Origin of the sequence: Rhizobium sp. AG855 (genome assembly GCF_003610655.1) — a bacterium.
Taxonomy (GTDB): Bacteria; Pseudomonadota; Alphaproteobacteria; order Rhizobiales; family Rhizobiaceae; genus Allorhizobium; species Allorhizobium wuzhouense.
Window position 1 is genome coordinate 1,532,399 of the sequence record NZ_RAQG01000003.1, and the last position, 14,761, is coordinate 1,547,159.

A 14,761-nucleotide genomic window follows, 5' to 3' on the forward strand; every position below is an offset into this window, starting at 1 on the left:
TCGGGCAGATTGCGATACGCGCTCGCGCGGCGCGGAAAGAAGGCAAGGCATTGGCGACCGGTCCCGGATTGTTCGTGAGTTTCGAAGGAGGCGAGGGGGCCGGCAAGTCGACCCAGATCCGCCTGCTGGCCGAAGCCTTGCGCGAGCGCGGCCATGATGTGGTGGTCACGCGCGAGCCGGGTGGCTCTCCGGGGGCAGAAGCGCTCCGGCATGTGCTTCTGTCCGGCGCGGCGGAACCCTTCGGCATCCGGATGGAGGCGCTCCTGTTTGCGGCGGCGCGGGCCGATCATCTCGCCTGTTTCGTCCGGCCGGCGCTTGCGCGGGGGCAGATCGTGCTCTGCGACCGATTCGTCGATTCCTCGCGCGTCTATCAGGGTGTGACCGGGAATCTGGAGCCGAAGCTGATGGCGGCGCTGGAGCGCGTCTCTGTTGCGGGAACCATGCCGGATCTGACATTGATCCTCGATCTGCCGGCTGAAATGGGGCTTGATCGCGCCAGGCGTCGGGCGGGGGCGACAGCTTCGGCGGCACAGCCGGACCGGTTCGAAAAGGAGCGGACGGAAGTGCATGAGAAGCGCCGCCAGGGCTTTCTCGACATTGCGGCGCGCGAGCCTTTGCGCTGCCGGGTGATCGATGCCAGCCTCGATATGGACCGCATTGCCCGCGACATTCTCGCGGATGTAACGCTGGTGCTGGCGCAGCGCCGGGGACAGCTTGCCGAGCAGGCGGCGCACCGATGAGCGAGGAGAGGGCAGGGCTGCTCGACGGCGCGATCGCACCCGCGCTCAACACGCGGATTTTCGGCCATGCGGAGGCGGAAGAGTTTCTGGCGCGCAGCTATCAATCCGGCAAGGGTCACCATGCGGTGCTGATCGAAGGGCCGGAGGGGATCGGCAAGGCGACGCTTGCCTTCCGCTTTGCCAATCACATCCTGCGTTACCCCGATCCGCTATTGGCGCCCGACGTGATCGAAGACCCGGATCCGGAGCATCCGATCAGCCGGCAGATTGCGTCGGGTGCCAGCCACAATCTCTTGCATCTGTCGCGACCGGTGGACGACAAGACGGGCCGCGTGAAGCAGGCGATCACCGTCGACGAGGTGCGCAAGGCCGGGCATTTCTTCAGCCAGACCTCCGGCACGGGCAATTGGCGGATTGTCATCATCGATCCGGCCGATGACCTGAACCGCAATGCGGCGAATGCCATCCTGAAGATCCTTGAAGAGCCGCCGAAGCGGGCGATGTTCCTCGTGCTCTCCCATGCGCCGGGCAAACTCCTGCCGACCATCCGGTCGCGCTGCCTGCCGCTTCGGCTGCATGAACTCAATCCCAACGCGATGGATCAGGCGCTCGGCCAACTGGGTTTGGCGATCCCGGCGGAAAAGCGCGAGGCGGTGCTTTCGTTGGCCAAGGGCAGCGTGGCGCGGGCGCTGAAACTGGTGAACTACGGCGGCGCCGACATTCTCGAGGCTTTCGAACAGATGCTGGCCGCTTCAGGTCCTTCGCAGCGGCGAATGATGTTCAAGATCGCCGATGCGCTCTCGGGCAAGGACAGCGATGTCGCCTTCGGCTTTTTCATCGAGCATCTGGGGGATCATCTGGCCGAGACGGCGCGGCAGTTTGCCCATGCGGGGAACCTGTCGGCCGCCGAGCATTATGCGCGACTGACGTCCACCATCGGCGAGCAGCTGACCGTGGCCGGCGCGTACAATCTCGACCGCAAGCAGACGATCCTAGACGTGCTTTCGGCCGTGGCGCCCTGACGGGGCTGTGCAACGGCAGCGGGCGCTGTGCCAACTGCCTTTGCCTCAGCTCGGTCTACGTTCAGTTTTTCGTGCCGAGGGCGAGGCGGCAGGCCAGCCCGGCAAAGACTGTTGCGAGCAGGTATTGCGGGAGCTTTCGGAACCGGCCCAGGCCCGTCATCCGGTTGCGGATATGGCCACTGAGCAAGATGACCGCGCCGTTCACCACAAAGCCGATGAGATTCAGCACCGTTGCCAGAATGAGGATCTGCAGGGTCAGCGAACCCTTCGCCGGATCGAGAAACTGCGGAAACAGGGCAAGGACAAACAGTGCCATCTTCGGATTGAGAAGATTCGTTGCCAGGCCTTCGCCGAGAATCCGCTGCATGGAATAGCGCTTCAGGCCGGCGGTCGGCGCAAATTGCGTGGTTTCGGAGCGCAGTGTTTTCCAGGCTAGATAGAGCAGATAGGCGCAGCCGGCCCAACGGACGACCTCGTAGGCGGCCGGGACGGCGAGAAACAGCTGTGACAGCCCCAGCGCTGCGGCAAGGGCATGGCAGTAGGTGCCGAGCGCGATGCCGATATAGGTCAGAAAGCCTGCAGCACGCCCCTGGCTGATGCTGCGCGAGGCAATCAGCAACATGTCGGGGCCCGGTGTCGCTGTGAGCACCAAGGCGGCGGCAGAAAAAAGCAAGAGAGTAGAGAGATCCGGCATATCGGTTTCCTTCGAGTTGGCCGGAATTCCGGTTTATCAGGATCGGCGACCTTGGCAAGCCCGGTCTTGCAGGCCCGATTGCCGCCCAAGCGGGCGTGTTCGTGGCGCCGCAGCAAAACGGATGTTCCTAAAGGCGCCGGAATGTTTTAAGAGCGTTCGACCCCATTTGTCGTCGCCGTTCCTGGCCGGCCTTCCTGCGCCGCCATTGTCCGGCCCCAAGACAATCGCAACCGACGAAAAGACACCAACAAGCCATGAGCGATCCCTTCTACATCACCACTGCCATCTCCTATCCGAACGGCAAGCCGCATATCGGCCATGCCTATGAGCTGATCGCGACCGACGCCATGGCGCGGTTCCAGCGGCTCGACGGGAAGGATGTGTTCTTCCTGACGGGTACGGACGAACACGGGCAGAAGATGCAGCAGACGGCGCGCGCGGAAGGCATTTCGCCGGAGGCGCTGGCCGAGCGGAACTCCAACGAATTCCGCGAAATGGGCAAGCTCTTGAATTCGTCGAACGACGACTTCATCCGCACGACCGAAAAGCGCCATCACGAGACGGTGCAGGAAGTCTGGCGCCGGATGGAGAAGAATGGCGACATCTACAAGGGCGGGTATGCCGGCTGGTATTCGGTGCGCGACGAGGCCTATTACCAGGAAGAAGAAACCGAAGTACGTGCTGACGGCGTGCGCTACGGGCCGCAGGGCACGCCGGTCGAATGGGTGGAAGAGGAAAGCTACTTCTTCAAGCTCTCGGCCTATGAAGACAAGCTCCTGAAGCTCTATGAGGACGAGCCTGACTTTATCGGCCCGAACGAGCGCCGCAACGAGGTGATTTCCTTCGTCAAGTCGGGCCTGAAGGACCTGTCGATCTCGCGCACGACCTTCGACTGGGGCATCAAGGTGCCTGGCGACGACAAACATGTGATGTATGTCTGGGTGGATGCCTTGACCAACTACATCACCGCCACGGGTTATGTTGAAGACACCAACGGTCCGCGTGCGAAATACTGGCCGGCCGACGTGCATATCATCGGCAAGGACATCATCCGCTTCCACGCCGTCTACTGGCCGGCCTTCCTGATGTCGGCGGGCCTGCCGCTGCCGAAGCGGGTCTACGCCCATGGCTTCCTGCTCAACAAGGGCGAGAAGATGTCGAAGTCGCTCGGCAATGTCGTCGATCCGGTCAATCTGGTGAACCATTTCGGTCTCGACCAGGTGCGCTATTTCTTCCTGCGCGAAGTCTCCTTCGGCCAGGACGGCAGCTATTCGGAAGAGGGCATCGGCACACGCATCAATGCCGATCTGGCGAACGGCATCGGCAATCTGGCCTCGCGCTCGTTGTCGATGATCAACAAGAACTGCGAGGGCAGGGTGCCGACGCCCGGTCCGCTCACCGCAGAGGATGAGGCGATCCTGAAGATTGCCGACGAGGCGATCGACATCTGCCGCGAGGAAATGGGCCGCCAGCAGATCCACAAGGCGGTTGCTGCGATCATCAACATCGTCAACGAGGCCGACCGCTATTTCGCGGCCCAGGCGCCGTGGGTTTTGAAGAAGACCGACGAGGCGCGCATGGGCACGGTGCTTTATGTGACCGCTGACGTCGTGCGCCAGATCGCGATCCTGTTCCAGCCGATCATGCCTGAAACCTCGGCGAAGATCCTCGATCTTGTCGCCGTCGCGAAGGAAGATCGCGTCTTCGCCAAGCTCGGTGCCGCCGGACGCCTGCAGCCGGGCACGGAACTGCCGGCGCCGTCGCCGGTCTATCCGCGTTACGTCGCACCGGACGCGGGCAAGGCCTGAGCCGATGCTGATCGATACCCATTGCCATCTGGACTTCGCCGATTTCGACGCAGAGCGCGACGAACTGGTCATGCGGGCCCATCAGGCAGGCGTGAAGCAGATGGTGACGATTTCGACGCGAGTCCGGAAGATCGAGACTCTGCTGGCACTCACAGAACGGTATCCGAGCGTCTTCTGTTCGGTCGGCACCCATCCGAACAATGCCGGCGACGAACTCGACGTCACGGCGGACGAGCTGGTGCGGCTGGCAGATAGCCATGCGAAGATCGTGGCGATCGGCGAGGCGGGGCTCGACTATTTCTACGACACGCAGACGCCCGAGGACCAGAAGACGGGGCTTATCCGCCATATCGAGGCGGCGCGGCGCACGGGTCTGCCGCTTGTCATCCACAGCCGCAGCGCCGACGAGGACATGGCGGCGATTTTGACCGAAGAGACGGGGAAGGGCGCCTTCCCCTTCATCCTGCACTGCTTCTCATCGGGACAGGCGCTGGCCGATACCGGTGTTGAACTCGGTGGTTATGTCTCGTTCTCGGGTATCGTGACGTTTCCGAAGTCCGAGGAGCTGCGAGCGATTGCGAAGACCGTGCCGATGGACCGGCTGCTGGTCGAAACCGATGCGCCGTATCTGGCGCCGAAGCGCTGGCGTGGAAAACGCAACGAACCGTCCTATGTGGTGAACACGGCGGAAGTGCTCGCCGAGGTCAAGGGTGTGAGTTACGCGGAGATGGCGGAGATCACGACGGCAAACGCCTTCCGCTGCTTTGCCAAGATGCCAAGACTTGGCTGAGGAAGTTCGGATGAAGGTCACGCGACGGTTCACGCTGCTTGGATGTTCGTCGTCTCCCGGCGTACCCCGGATCAACGGCGACTGGGGCAATTGCGACCCTGACAATCCAAAGAACCGGCGCAGCCGCGCGTCCTTCCTGATCGAGCAGATCGGCCCGGATGGCGGCAAGACGGTGGTTGTGGTCGATACCGGGCCGGATTTTCGCGAACAGATGATCCGTTCGAAGGTGGATCTCATCGACGCTGTCATCTACAGCCATGCGCATGCCGATCATCTGCACGGCATCGATGACCTGCGTGGCTATTTTCACAACCAGCACAAGCGCATTCCGATCTATGCCGAACCCTATACGATGGCCCGTATCGAGGAAGGCTTCGGATACTGCCTGAAGACGCCCGAGGGCAGCAATTATCCGCCGATCGTCGAACCTGTCATCATCGAAGACATGGACCGGCCGGTCGTCATCGAAGGCGCGGGAGGACCGATCGAGCTTCTGCCGCTCGTGCAGCAGCACGGCGACATCATCTCGCTGGGGCTGCGGATCGGTGACGTGGCCTATTGCTGCGACGTCTCGGACTTTCCCGCCGAAACGGTCGAGAAACTGTCCGGCCTTGATCTGCTGTTCATCGACGCGCTGCAGTACCGGCCGCATCCGAGCCATCTGTCGCTCGAACAGGCTCTGGGTTGGATCGAGCGTTTCGGGCCGAGACACAGCGTACTGACGCATATGCATACGCCGCTCGACTACGACACGGTAATGCGTGAGACGCCTGACAACGTGGAACCGGGCCACGACCAATTCATCGTGGAATTTGAACTGGATATCTGAGGATCTTCACAAACGGAATCCGGCTTTTCGCGCCGTCGGATCGAGGTCTGTATAGGCAAAATGCTCTTTCGGCGATCTGCTTTAGTTCCATAATCTATCTTATGCGATTTTTGTTTGTGGGCGGCGCGCTCGTGTCTACTCTCCCTCCGCTCAGAGATCCGCCACATGCAGGATCGTCTTTGCCGAGATCTCCGTCTCCGACGGATAGCCATATGCATTGTTGATATAGGTGACGCCGTCGATCACCTTGTTCCGGTTCAGGTGGCTATGGCCGTAGAAATGTTTCTGCGAACCCAGCCGGCGGATCTGCGTTTCCAGGCGATCGGTGCCGAGGACGGGAAACAGCGCCTTGTGTTTCTCCGGGTAACGCGCTGGCATGAGATCGATGCGCGGGACGAAATGCGAGGCGCTGTAGACGGCATCGAAGCCTGTTGTGTCCGGGATCACGTTCATCGCTTCGAACCGCGATGCAACCTCGGCCGGCTGCAAACCTTCCCAATTGCATTTGTAGAAATCCATCCAGCCTCGGCGGATCGTGGGTCCAGGCTGGCCGAAGGAATAATCATACCAGGCGAGCAGCGGGACGATCAGGGCCTTGCCGATGGCGAGCGGCCCGGTTTCGATGCCTTCCTCCCGGCAGAGAGACAGGATCGCATCGAACTTGCCGAAGGATGGCCCCTTCCCGCTTCGCGACGTCCAGAGATCGTGATTGCCGGGAATGAAGACCACGTGGCGAAAGCGTGCTTTGACAACGCGCAGGACCCGCTCGATCAGGTGCATCTCGTCTGAAATGTCGCCTGCAAGCAGCAACACGTCATCGACATAGTCGATCTCTGAGACCGATTCGATCCATTGCAGGTTTTCGGGATAGTCGACATGGAGGTCGGATGCCAGGAAGAGACGCATGAGGTCCTTGTCGTAACGCCGAATGAGTTTCGTCAGATTTGGCAGGTTCGGAGCAAGACAACAAGGGTGGAGCCGTTGTGCGCGGCTCCTTAGGCTTCCCTTGCCCCAGTCTCGGCTGATCGCCGGGGAATAACCGAGCAGCGGCATGGATGTGATTCTCCATCTGAAGATATCCGCGGCCAGCGGGACTATGGAGGTATCTGTGATCGCCGATCACCAGAGCTGTCTTTTTTTGGGCGTCGAGATCCGGCGCATCTGACCGGCTTGGCGATCGCGGTCCAGGCGTGTGTGGCGGATGCATGATGGCCGGATGCGTCCGAGGTGGAATGAGAGACATTGATCCACAAGCGGTCGCAAAGACCTGTGATTGGCAAAATTCGTCACGCTGGTGGGAGCGGTTTTGTCCCCTCCTCCGCAACGGTCTGGATCGCCGGTTTCTGGCCATGCGGCCCCGCGAGGATTGATCGCGAACCGCCCTAGGCTTTTCAGAAGTCGTATGCATAACATACGAGGCAAGCCGGGCATGGCCAGGCTTGGGGCGGTGAAAACCTGGGATACATCAGGTCGCCGTCGGGGCTCGAGGGTGTCCATTTTTCGAAAACTGGGAGTGAATTTATATGTTTGGGCATTTATCCCGAAATCCGTGGCAGTCGATGTCAGGGATGGTCTTGTCTCTGTCGGTCGTCGCTGGCTTGTCCGCTCCGGCCACGGCTGCGGAACCGGCTGACACGGTTTTTCGCAACGGTGTTGTCTATACCGTGAATGCGAAGGACGAGCTTGCCGAAGCCGTCGCGGTGCGTGCTGGCAAGATCGTTGCGGTCGGCACGTCTGCCAGCATGGAAGACTGGATCGGCGATGGAACACAGGTGATCGATCTCGGCGGGAAGGTGCTGATGCCCGGCCTGATCGACGGCCATATGCATCCTCTCGGTGGCGGGGCCCAGCTCACCAGCTGCAACCTGAATTATCAGCCTCTGTCCGTCGACCAGATCCTTGCCGTCATCACGCAGTGCCTGCAGGACGAGGCGGATGCTCCGGCCGACCGCTGGCTTGAAGTGCGCGGCTGGTATCGCCAGGCGATGACGCCGGCCGGGGCCGACCTCTCGGCCGAGATCCTCGACCGACTGCCGACAGAGCGGCCGGTGATCGTGGTTGCGACCGATTTCCATTCGATGGCCGCCAGCAGCAAGGCGATGAAACAGGCCGGCATCACCGCAGACACACCGGATCCTGCGGGCGGCAAGATCGACCGGAAAGCCGATGGCGCGCTCAGCGGCATCTTCCTCGATGCGGCGATGTGGCAGGTGTCCGGGGCGGCCCCGCCTCTCCCGGCAGAGGTGCAAGCCAAGGAGAATCTCGAAAACGCCGCTGCGGCCTCGGCACTCGTCAACAGCCAGGGTGTGACGACCATTTTCGATGCGGCCGCCTCCGAAGACTCCGTCGTCGCATTCGACACCTTGCGGCAGCAGGGCAAGCTCACGGTTCGCGGGGAGTTTGCGCCGGTCATTTCCGCCGAAGAGACGGCCAAACCGACAGAGACCATCAATCGGATCAAGGCGCTGTCGGCAAAATACAGCATGCCTCGCGACAGCGTCGAGCCGTTCATTTCGGTGCGTACCGCCAAGGTCTTCATGGACGGCGTGATCCAGGCGCCGGCGCAGACAGGGGCCTTGCGGCAACCCTATCTGCACAATACCGGCTCAGAAGCCCATCCGCATTGGACGCCGAGCGACAACAGCGGCAAACTGTATGTTTCGGAAGAGCAACTGGCGGGCGTGATCAAGGAACTGGCCGCCGCCGATTTCAACATGCATCTCCATACGGATGGCGATCATGCCGTCCATATCGCCCTCAATGCCATCGAGCAGGCGAAGAAGGCGGGGGTGTCGCTTGAGAATATCCGTCTGGCTCTTGCCCATAACGAGTTGGTCGAAGCGGCGGACTATGCCCGTTTCCCTGCCCTCAATGCCCTGCCGATCCTTTCCTTCCAATGGGGCAAACCGGCGCCCGATACGCTCGATTCCGTGCAGGACTACATTGGCGAGGAACGCTTCCGCTATCTTGAGACCAGCGGGAAATTCAAGCAGGCGGGGGCACGGATTGCATTCGGCAGCGACTGGCCGATCGATCCCCTCAACGAATGGTTTGCGATGAAGGTCGCGGTTACCCGGACCAATACGCCTGATGTCGCCGACAAATACAAAGGACGCCTTGGCGACGATCCCGGCCTCGACATCAAGACGGCGATCCGGGCCTTCACGATCAATGCGGCCTATTCGCTGCGGCTGGAAAACGTGACGGGTTCAATCGAGGTCGGCAAGGTGGCCGACCTGATCGTGATCGACCGGAATCTGCTGACGATCCCAGGCGAAGAGATTGCCGACACCAAGGTATTGCTGACCGTGCTGGGCGGCAAGCAGGTCTATGGGACAGGCGACATCAAACTGAACTGAGCCACACGACAAGACTGGCCTCCGGCGGCGCTTGCCGTCGGAGGTCACGAAATCGAGAACGCGCACAAGAAATGCATCGCCCACCTTCCCGTTCGGTCGAATCGTCCTATTCTTTCATTCGAGACGACTGAAACATGAGGGGAATCATGATGCGCATGCGGATTGCAATGGCCCTTTATCTCGTGGCGGGCCTGACAGGCGGCCCGGCTTTGGCCGAGGATGCGGTACCGGCTGATCCTGCCGGGCTGGCGAAAGGGGTGATCGAACAACAGATCACGGCCTTCCTCAACGACGATGCTGCGGCGGCCTATTCCTTCGCCTCTCCTGAAATCAAATCCGTCTTTCCCAATCCCGAACGCTTTTTCGAGATGGTGAAGAAGAGCTATGGACCTGTCTATCGGCCTGGCAATTATGCCTTCGGCCGCAACCAGGTGTCGCCCGATGGCAAGGTCGCCTTTCAGGAGGTGCTGATCTCGTCACCTGACGGCAAGGATTGGGCGGTCTATTACGAGCTCAAGCGCCAGAGCGACGGCAAGTTTGCCATCAACGGCGTGCGTATCAAGCGCGAGACGACGAGCCAGGGGATCTGAATCGGGGGTGTCGGCAGGGCAGGCGCCCTGCCCTTTCCCTGATGATGAGGCCGATCAGACCGGATCTATGTCGCCACGCGCCCAGGTCTCGATGGTCTCGGCCTTGAAATCCTCGAAACGGTCTTCTGCGATCGCCTGGCGGATGCCCTGCATCAGTTCCTGATAGTAGCTGAGATTGTTCCAGGACAAGAGCATGCCGCCGAGCGCTTCGTTGGAGCGCACGAGGTGGTGCAGATAGGCGCGCGAGTAGTCGCGGGTTGCCGGGCAGGACGACTGTTCGTCCAGCGGGCGCATGTCTTCGGCATGGCGCGCGTTGCGGATATTGACTTTGCCGCGGCGGGTGAAGGCGAGGCCATGGCGGCCGGAACGGGTCGGCATGACGCAGTCGAACATGTCGATGCCTTCGGCAACCGATTTCAGCATGTCATCGGGCGTGCCGACGCCCATCAGGTAACGCGGCTTTTCGGTGGGAAGCACCGGCAGTGTGATGCGCAGCATGTCGAGCATGACCGCCTGGGGTTCGCCAACGGCGAGGCCGCCCACGGCATAGCCCTTCAAATCAAGCTGCGTCAGGCCTTCGGCCGAGCGGATGCGAAGATTGGGCTGGTCACCGCCCTGGACGATGCCGAACATCGCCTTGCCCGGCTGATTGCCGAAGGCAACGCGGCAGCGTTCAGCCCAGCGCAGCGACATTTCCATGGCGCGTTCGATTTCGCGCGGTTCCGCCGGCAGCGCCACGCATTCGTCGAGCTGCATCTGGATGTCGCTGTCGAGCAGGCCCTGGATCTCGATCGAGCGTTCCGGCGACATGTGGTGGAGCGAACCATCGACATGGCTCTTGAAGGTGACGCCCTGCTCGTCGAGCTTGCGGAGGCCCGACAGCGACATGACCTGGAAGCCGCCCGAATCGGTCAGGATCGGGCCGGGCCAGCGGATCAGCTCATGCAGGCCGCCGAGGCGGGCGACGCGTTCCGGGCCGGGGCGCAGCATCAGGTGATAGGTATTGCCGAGGATGATATCGGCGCCGCCTTCCTTGACCTGGTCGAGATACATGGCCTTCACCGTGCCGACCGTGCCGACGGGCATGAAGGCGGGCGTTCGGATCGTGCCGCGCGGCATGGTGATTTCACCAAGGCGGGCCTTGCCGCTGGTGGCCTTGAGATTGAACGTGAAATTCTCGGTCATCGGTCAGTCGTCTTTCCGGAAGAGCAGGCTGGAATCGCCGTAGGAGTAGAAGCGGTAGCCGGTTTCGATCGCGTGGGCATAGGCACCCCGCATTGTGTCGAGACCGGCAAAGGCGGATACCAGCATGAAGAGCGTGGATTTGGGCAGGTGGAAATTGGTCATCAGCATGTCCACCGCCTTGAAGCGGTAGCCGGGCGTGATGAAGATGCCGGTCGCACCGGACCAGGTGGGGATGGTGCCATCGTCGAGGGCCGCACTTTCGAGCAGGCGCAGCGAGGTCGTGCCGACGGCGATCACGCGGTTGCCGCGCGCATGCACGGCGTTGAGGGCCGCCGCCGTCTTTGCGTCGATATGGCCGATTTCCTGGTGCATCTTGTGGTCGGCGGTGTCGTCCGCCTTCACCGGCAGGAAGGTGCCGGCGCCGACATGCAGCGTGACGAAATGGCGCTCGATGCCGGCCGCGTCGAGCTTGGCAAACAGGTCGGGCGTGAAATGCAGGCCGGCGGTCGGGGCAGCAACTGCCCCTTCTTCACGTGCGTAGATGGTCTGGTAGTCGGTGCGATCCTGCCCGTCTTCCGGCCGCTTGGCGGCGATATAGGGCGGGAGCGGAATATAGCCGACGGTGGCGATCGCCTGGTCGAGATCGGGGCCGGAGAGGTCGAAAGCGAGGTCGATTTCACCGGCTTCCCCCTTTTCCGCCACGGTCGCGACGAGCGAGCCGAGCATGCAGGCGGCGCTGTCGCCCTGCCCCATCCCGAAATCGATGCGGTCACCCTGCTTGATGCGCTTGCCGGGCTTGGCAAAGGCCTTCCAGCGATTGGCGGCCACACGCATATGCAGCGTGCAGGAGACGGCGATTTCTTCGGCGCCGTCACGATGGCGGATGCCTTCGAGCTGGGCCGGGATGACCTTGGTGTCGTTGAAGACCAAGGCATCGCCGGGATTCAGGAACGACGGCAGGTCGTAGACGTGGCGGTCTTCGAGTTCGGGATCGGCATCCGGGCGCACCACCAGGAAACGCGCATGGTCGCGTGGGCTTGCGGGCCTCAGCGCAATGTTGTCGTCCGGCAGATCGAAGTCGAAGAGGTCTACACGCATTGCTGTTCGTTCGGGATTGGGATGGCGGATCTAAACGCGAAAACCCGCCCGGGTGCTGCGCACCGAGGCGGGCTTCGTGTGGCTTTAAGCCGATCAGGCGTCGGCGGCAACCTTCATCGACAGGATCGAGTCGGGATCGCTGACGGGCTCACCCTTCTTGATCAGGTCGATGATGTCCATGCCTTCGATGACCTGGCCCCAGACGGAATACTGCTTGTTCAGCCACGGTGCATCGGTGAAGCAGATGAAGAACTGCGAGTTGGCCGAGTTCGGGCTCTGCGAGCGTGCCATGGAGCAGGTGCCGCGAACATGCGGCGTGGCCGAGAATTCTGCCTTCAGGTCCGGCTTGTCGGAGCCGCCCATGCCGGCACGGCCGGGGTTGAAGTCGGCGCCACCCTTCTTGCCGAACTTCACGTCGCCGGTCTGGGCCATGAAATCGGCGATGACGCGGTGGAAGACGACGCCATCATAGGCGCCTTCGCGCGACAGTTCCTTGATGCGGGCGACATGGCCGGGTGCCAGGTCGGGGAAGAGCGCGATGACGACCTTACCCTTGGTGGTTTCCATCAGGATGGTGTTTTCCGGATCCTTGATCTCGGCCATGGGGGTTCTCCTTGGTTGGGGCTTGTCGCCCGGTAGATATCAGTTGCGGCCGACCGTCACCTTGATCATGCGATCGGGATCGGTCACTTCGCCGTTGCCGCCTTCGCCGCGCTTGATCTTGTCGACATATTCCATGCCGGCCACGACCTTGCCGACGACCGTGTACTGGCCGTTCAGGAAGCCGCCTTCGGCGAACATGATGAAGAACTGCGAGTTGGCGGAGTTCGGATCCTGGCTGCGGGCCATGCCGACGGTGCCCTTTTCAAAGGGGACATTCGAGAATTCGGCCGGGAGGTCCGGCAGATTCGATCCGCCGGTGCCGGCGCGCTGGGCGTCATAGCCGTTTTCCATGTCGCCATACTGCACGTCACCGGTCTGGGCCATGAAGCCTTCGATCACGCGGTGGAAGGCAACGTTGTCGTATTCGCCTGCTGCGGCCAGCTTCTTGATCTGGGCAACATGCTTCGGCGCGACCTCAGGCATGAGCTGGATGACGACCGGGCCGTCCTTCAGCTGGATGGTCAGGTAATCATCGTTCGACTGGGCCTGGGCGGAGCCGAAACCGACAACGGCGAGAAAAAACGCGGTGGCAATATGGACGAGCTTCATGATCACTCCAGTTCGGGACTTGCGGGCTCAGCGCCCGCTCTTGGACTTGAGGGCGGCCAGCACCGGACCGGGCACGAAGGCGCGCACATCGCCCCCCATGGCGGCGATCTGGCGGACCAATGTGGCGGTTATGGGCCGGGACGCGGTGGCAGCCGGCAGAAAAACGGTCTGCAGATCCGGCGCCATCTGCGCATTCATACCCGCCATCTGCATTTCGTAATTGAAATCGGTGCCGTCACGCAGGCCGCGCACCAGGATTTTCGCGCCGGCCCGCCGTGCGGCATCGATGGCGAGATCGGAGAAAGAGACGACGTCGAGGTCCCCTGCCCGGTCCGGCAGCACGGCTTCAAGGGAGGCGCGGATGAGGGCTGCGCGTTCATCATAGGAAAAGAGCGGCGTCTTGCCGGGATGGGTCCCAATCGCAACGACAAGGCGATCGACGAGGTTCAGCGCCTGCACGAGCACATCCAGATGACCATTGGTCATCGGATCGAAGGAGCCAGGATAGAACGCGGTTGCCATGGATGCCCGATCTTTGGTTTCGACGCCTTTTGTCATGGAAGGCTTTTCATCGCAAGCGTCTAAGCCATCTTCTATCGGGCTTTGCCTTGCGCTTTTCTACCGCTCCTTCGCCGTGAACGGCAGATGAATGGCGTGTTCAAGGCCGCTTCAGGGCGCGGAAGCTAATCCTTTGTCGTGCCTGAAACCAACACCACGACAAGGACGTTCCCATGCTCGTTCTCCTGATCACCTCCGCACTCGCCGCCTCGCTTCTGGTCGAGCTCGGTCTTTCGGTCGCTCGCGACCTGATGGAGGCCCATGATCGCGAGTTCGAAGATGAACGCCAGATGAACAAGGTGTTCAAGAGCACTTCAGGCAGGGTTTGGTAAACCACTTCCTACACTGCACGGGGAACCATTTCCGCGCACAACCATTTACCGGCAGCGAATGCCGGATTTTGAAGGACTATCGCAATGCATGACAAAGTTACCCTGATCAACCTCGTCTGGATGATGATGATGACTGCCATGGTTGCTACATCCGCAACCTTCTACGTCAAGGATAGCAACGACGCCAAGTTTTACGGCCCTCCGATGACCGCCCGCTACCACAGCTTCGGCCATTAATCGGACATCAAATCTTCGCCGCTAGAAACGTAACGTCACGCTGAAGAAGAAAGGGAAGACCATGTTTGTAACGCTCACGGTACTCGCCGCTCTGATCAGTGGCATGTTCGTCGCCTCGGTCGCATCGGCGATCACGGCTCTGAAGCGCGAAGACGAAGATTTCCGGGCCATGGTGGAGCGCCGCAAGGCCTTCTGAGCCCCAATATAAGCGGTCAAGCCGGTGGATCCACACGCCTGGTCTTACAGAAAACCGCATCGAACTTGATGCCATACCTCCGTCAAAAAGCCCGCTCGGACATCGTCCGGC

General features: G+C 61.4%; 17 protein-coding genes. 10 read left to right on the forward strand and 7 right to left on the reverse strand.

The window, feature by feature from the left end:
• The first annotated feature begins 50 nt into the window (after window positions 1-50).
• Entirely contained in the window at window positions 51-740 is a 690-nt protein-coding gene (gene tmk, locus DFO46_RS07430; RefSeq protein ID WP_110790466.1) for a dTMP kinase, read from the forward strand.
• Window positions 737-1,762, forward strand: a complete 1,026-nt coding sequence (locus DFO46_RS07435) for a DNA polymerase III subunit delta' (protein WP_120276864.1) — start codon at window positions 737-739, stop codon at window positions 1,760-1,762. The genes tmk and DFO46_RS07435 overlap by 4 nt, the downstream gene beginning before the upstream one ends.
• Window positions 1,763-1,823: 61 nt before the next feature.
• Here DFO46_RS07435 and DFO46_RS07440 read toward each other — a convergent pair whose 3' ends face one another.
• Window positions 1,824-2,456: a LysE family translocator gene (locus DFO46_RS07440; RefSeq protein WP_120276865.1), complete on the reverse strand. Its 633-nt coding sequence runs from the start codon at window positions 2,454-2,456 to the stop codon at window positions 1,824-1,826.
• Window positions 2,457-2,710: 254 nt separating this feature from the next.
• On the opposite strand from DFO46_RS07440, the gene metG reads away from it, so the two are divergent.
• The 3 genes from metG to DFO46_RS07455 are packed head-to-tail and all read left to right on the forward strand — an operon-like array spanning window position 2,711 to window position 5,883.
• Complete coding sequence (gene metG / locus DFO46_RS07445) at window positions 2,711-4,264, forward strand: methionine--tRNA ligase (RefSeq protein WP_120276866.1); 1,554 nt, start codon at window positions 2,711-2,713, stop codon at window positions 4,262-4,264.
• Between the two features lie 4 nt (window positions 4,265-4,268).
• Window positions 4,269-5,054 (forward strand): TatD family hydrolase, encoded by a 786-nt coding sequence (locus DFO46_RS07450; RefSeq protein ID WP_120276867.1) that lies wholly within the window; start codon window positions 4,269-4,271, stop codon window positions 5,052-5,054.
• Between the two features lie 10 nt (window positions 5,055-5,064).
• Window positions 5,065-5,883, forward strand: a complete 819-nt coding sequence (locus DFO46_RS07455) for an MBL fold metallo-hydrolase (protein WP_120276868.1) — start codon at window positions 5,065-5,067, stop codon at window positions 5,881-5,883.
• A gap of 150 nt (window positions 5,884-6,033) precedes the next feature.
• On the opposite strand, the gene DFO46_RS07460 is transcribed toward DFO46_RS07455, so the two are convergent.
• The gene (locus tag DFO46_RS07460) at window positions 6,034-6,789 is read right to left on the reverse strand and encodes a metallophosphoesterase (protein WP_120276869.1); all 756 of its coding nucleotides are present in this window, start codon (window positions 6,787-6,789) and stop codon (window positions 6,034-6,036) included.
• Window positions 6,790-7,451: 662 nt separating this feature from the next.
• Here DFO46_RS07460 and DFO46_RS07465 point away from each other — a divergent pair.
• Window positions 7,452-9,242, forward strand: coding sequence for an amidohydrolase (locus DFO46_RS07465; RefSeq protein ID WP_183041862.1), 1,791 nt, complete (start codon window positions 7,452-7,454; stop codon window positions 9,240-9,242).
• 149 nt (window positions 9,243-9,391) lie between these two features.
• Window positions 9,392-9,832: a DUF4864 domain-containing protein gene (locus DFO46_RS07470; protein ID WP_183041927.1), complete on the forward strand. Its 441-nt coding sequence runs from the start codon at window positions 9,392-9,394 to the stop codon at window positions 9,830-9,832.
• A gap of 54 nt (window positions 9,833-9,886) precedes the next feature.
• Here the strand turns inward: DFO46_RS07470 and tgt are convergent, their stop codons facing one another.
• From tgt to coaD, 5 genes are all read right to left on the reverse strand, one after another.
• Window positions 9,887-11,017, reverse strand: a complete 1,131-nt coding sequence (gene tgt / locus DFO46_RS07475; RefSeq protein ID WP_120276871.1) for a tRNA guanosine(34) transglycosylase Tgt — start codon at window positions 11,015-11,017, stop codon at window positions 9,887-9,889.
• A 3-nt stretch (window positions 11,018-11,020) separates the two neighbouring features.
• Window positions 11,021-12,115 (reverse strand): tRNA preQ1(34) S-adenosylmethionine ribosyltransferase-isomerase QueA, encoded by a 1,095-nt coding sequence (gene queA, locus DFO46_RS07480; RefSeq protein ID WP_120276872.1) that lies wholly within the window; start codon window positions 12,113-12,115, stop codon window positions 11,021-11,023.
• Between the two features lie 93 nt (window positions 12,116-12,208).
• Window positions 12,209-12,718 (reverse strand): peptidylprolyl isomerase, encoded by a 510-nt coding sequence (locus DFO46_RS07485; protein WP_110790455.1) that lies wholly within the window; start codon window positions 12,716-12,718, stop codon window positions 12,209-12,211.
• A 39-nt stretch (window positions 12,719-12,757) separates the two neighbouring features.
• Window positions 12,758-13,327 carry a peptidylprolyl isomerase gene (locus tag DFO46_RS07490; protein ID WP_120276873.1) on the reverse strand — a complete coding sequence of 190 codons (570 nt, stop codon included), beginning with the start codon at window positions 13,325-13,327 and terminating at the stop codon, window positions 12,758-12,760.
• Between the two features lie 27 nt (window positions 13,328-13,354).
• Window positions 13,355-13,849: a pantetheine-phosphate adenylyltransferase gene (gene coaD / locus DFO46_RS07495; protein WP_110790975.1), complete on the reverse strand. Its 495-nt coding sequence runs from the start codon at window positions 13,847-13,849 to the stop codon at window positions 13,355-13,357.
• 209 nt (window positions 13,850-14,058) lie between these two features.
• On the opposite strand from coaD, the gene DFO46_RS23860 reads away from it, so the two are divergent.
• The 3 genes from DFO46_RS23860 to DFO46_RS24250 all read left to right on the forward strand — a co-directional run bounded on the left by DFO46_RS23860 (window position 14,059) and on the right by DFO46_RS24250 (window position 14,650).
• Entirely contained in the window at window positions 14,059-14,217 is a 159-nt protein-coding gene (locus tag DFO46_RS23860) for a hypothetical protein (RefSeq protein ID WP_165826162.1), read from the forward strand.
• Window positions 14,218-14,301: 84 nt separating this feature from the next.
• On the forward strand, window positions 14,302-14,454 hold the full coding sequence (locus DFO46_RS23865; RefSeq protein WP_160143175.1) for a hypothetical protein: 153 nt from the start codon (window positions 14,302-14,304) through the stop codon (window positions 14,452-14,454).
• 61 nt (window positions 14,455-14,515) lie between these two features.
• The gene (locus DFO46_RS24250; protein ID WP_280953036.1) at window positions 14,516-14,650 is read left to right on the forward strand and encodes a hypothetical protein; all 135 of its coding nucleotides are present in this window, start codon (window positions 14,516-14,518) and stop codon (window positions 14,648-14,650) included.
• The last annotated feature ends 111 nt before the right edge of the window (window positions 14,651-14,761 follow it).

Bases quoted from the DNA above. Each gene is read 5' to 3' on its own strand.
- DFO46_RS07465 (WP_183041862.1), top strand. From the start codon at position 7,452: ATGGTCTTGTCTCTGTCGGTCGTCGCTGGCTTGTCCGCTCCGGCCACG.
- DFO46_RS07460 (WP_120276869.1), bottom strand. From the start codon at position 6,789: ATGCGTCTCTTCCTGGCATCCGACCTCCATGTCGACTATCCCGAAAAC.
- queA (WP_120276872.1), bottom strand. From the start codon at position 12,115: ATGCGTGTAGACCTCTTCGACTTCGATCTGCCGGACGACAACATTGCG.
- coaD (WP_110790975.1), bottom strand. From the start codon at position 13,849: ATGGCAACCGCGTTCTATCCTGGCTCCTTCGATCCGATGACCAATGGT.
- DFO46_RS07490 (WP_120276873.1), bottom strand. From the start codon at position 13,327: ATGAAGCTCGTCCATATTGCCACCGCGTTTTTTCTCGCCGTTGTCGGT.
- DFO46_RS24250 (WP_280953036.1), top strand. From the start codon at position 14,516: ATGTTTGTAACGCTCACGGTACTCGCCGCTCTGATCAGTGGCATGTTC.
- DFO46_RS23860 (WP_165826162.1), top strand. From the start codon at position 14,059: ATGCTCGTTCTCCTGATCACCTCCGCACTCGCCGCCTCGCTTCTGGTC.
- DFO46_RS07450 (WP_120276867.1), top strand. From the start codon at position 4,269: ATGCTGATCGATACCCATTGCCATCTGGACTTCGCCGATTTCGACGCA.
- DFO46_RS07485 (WP_110790455.1), bottom strand. From the start codon at position 12,718: ATGGCCGAGATCAAGGATCCGGAAAACACCATCCTGATGGAAACCACC.
- tgt (WP_120276871.1), bottom strand. From the start codon at position 11,017: ATGACCGAGAATTTCACGTTCAATCTCAAGGCCACCAGCGGCAAGGCC.
- metG (WP_120276866.1), top strand. From the start codon at position 2,711: ATGAGCGATCCCTTCTACATCACCACTGCCATCTCCTATCCGAACGGC.
- DFO46_RS07455 (WP_120276868.1), top strand. From the start codon at position 5,065: ATGAAGGTCACGCGACGGTTCACGCTGCTTGGATGTTCGTCGTCTCCC.
- DFO46_RS07470 (WP_183041927.1), top strand. From the start codon at position 9,392: ATGCGCATGCGGATTGCAATGGCCCTTTATCTCGTGGCGGGCCTGACA.
- DFO46_RS07440 (WP_120276865.1), bottom strand. From the start codon at position 2,456: ATGCCGGATCTCTCTACTCTCTTGCTTTTTTCTGCCGCCGCCTTGGTG.
- DFO46_RS07435 (WP_120276864.1), top strand. From the start codon at position 737: ATGAGCGAGGAGAGGGCAGGGCTGCTCGACGGCGCGATCGCACCCGCG.
- DFO46_RS23865 (WP_160143175.1), top strand. From the start codon at position 14,302: ATGCATGACAAAGTTACCCTGATCAACCTCGTCTGGATGATGATGATG.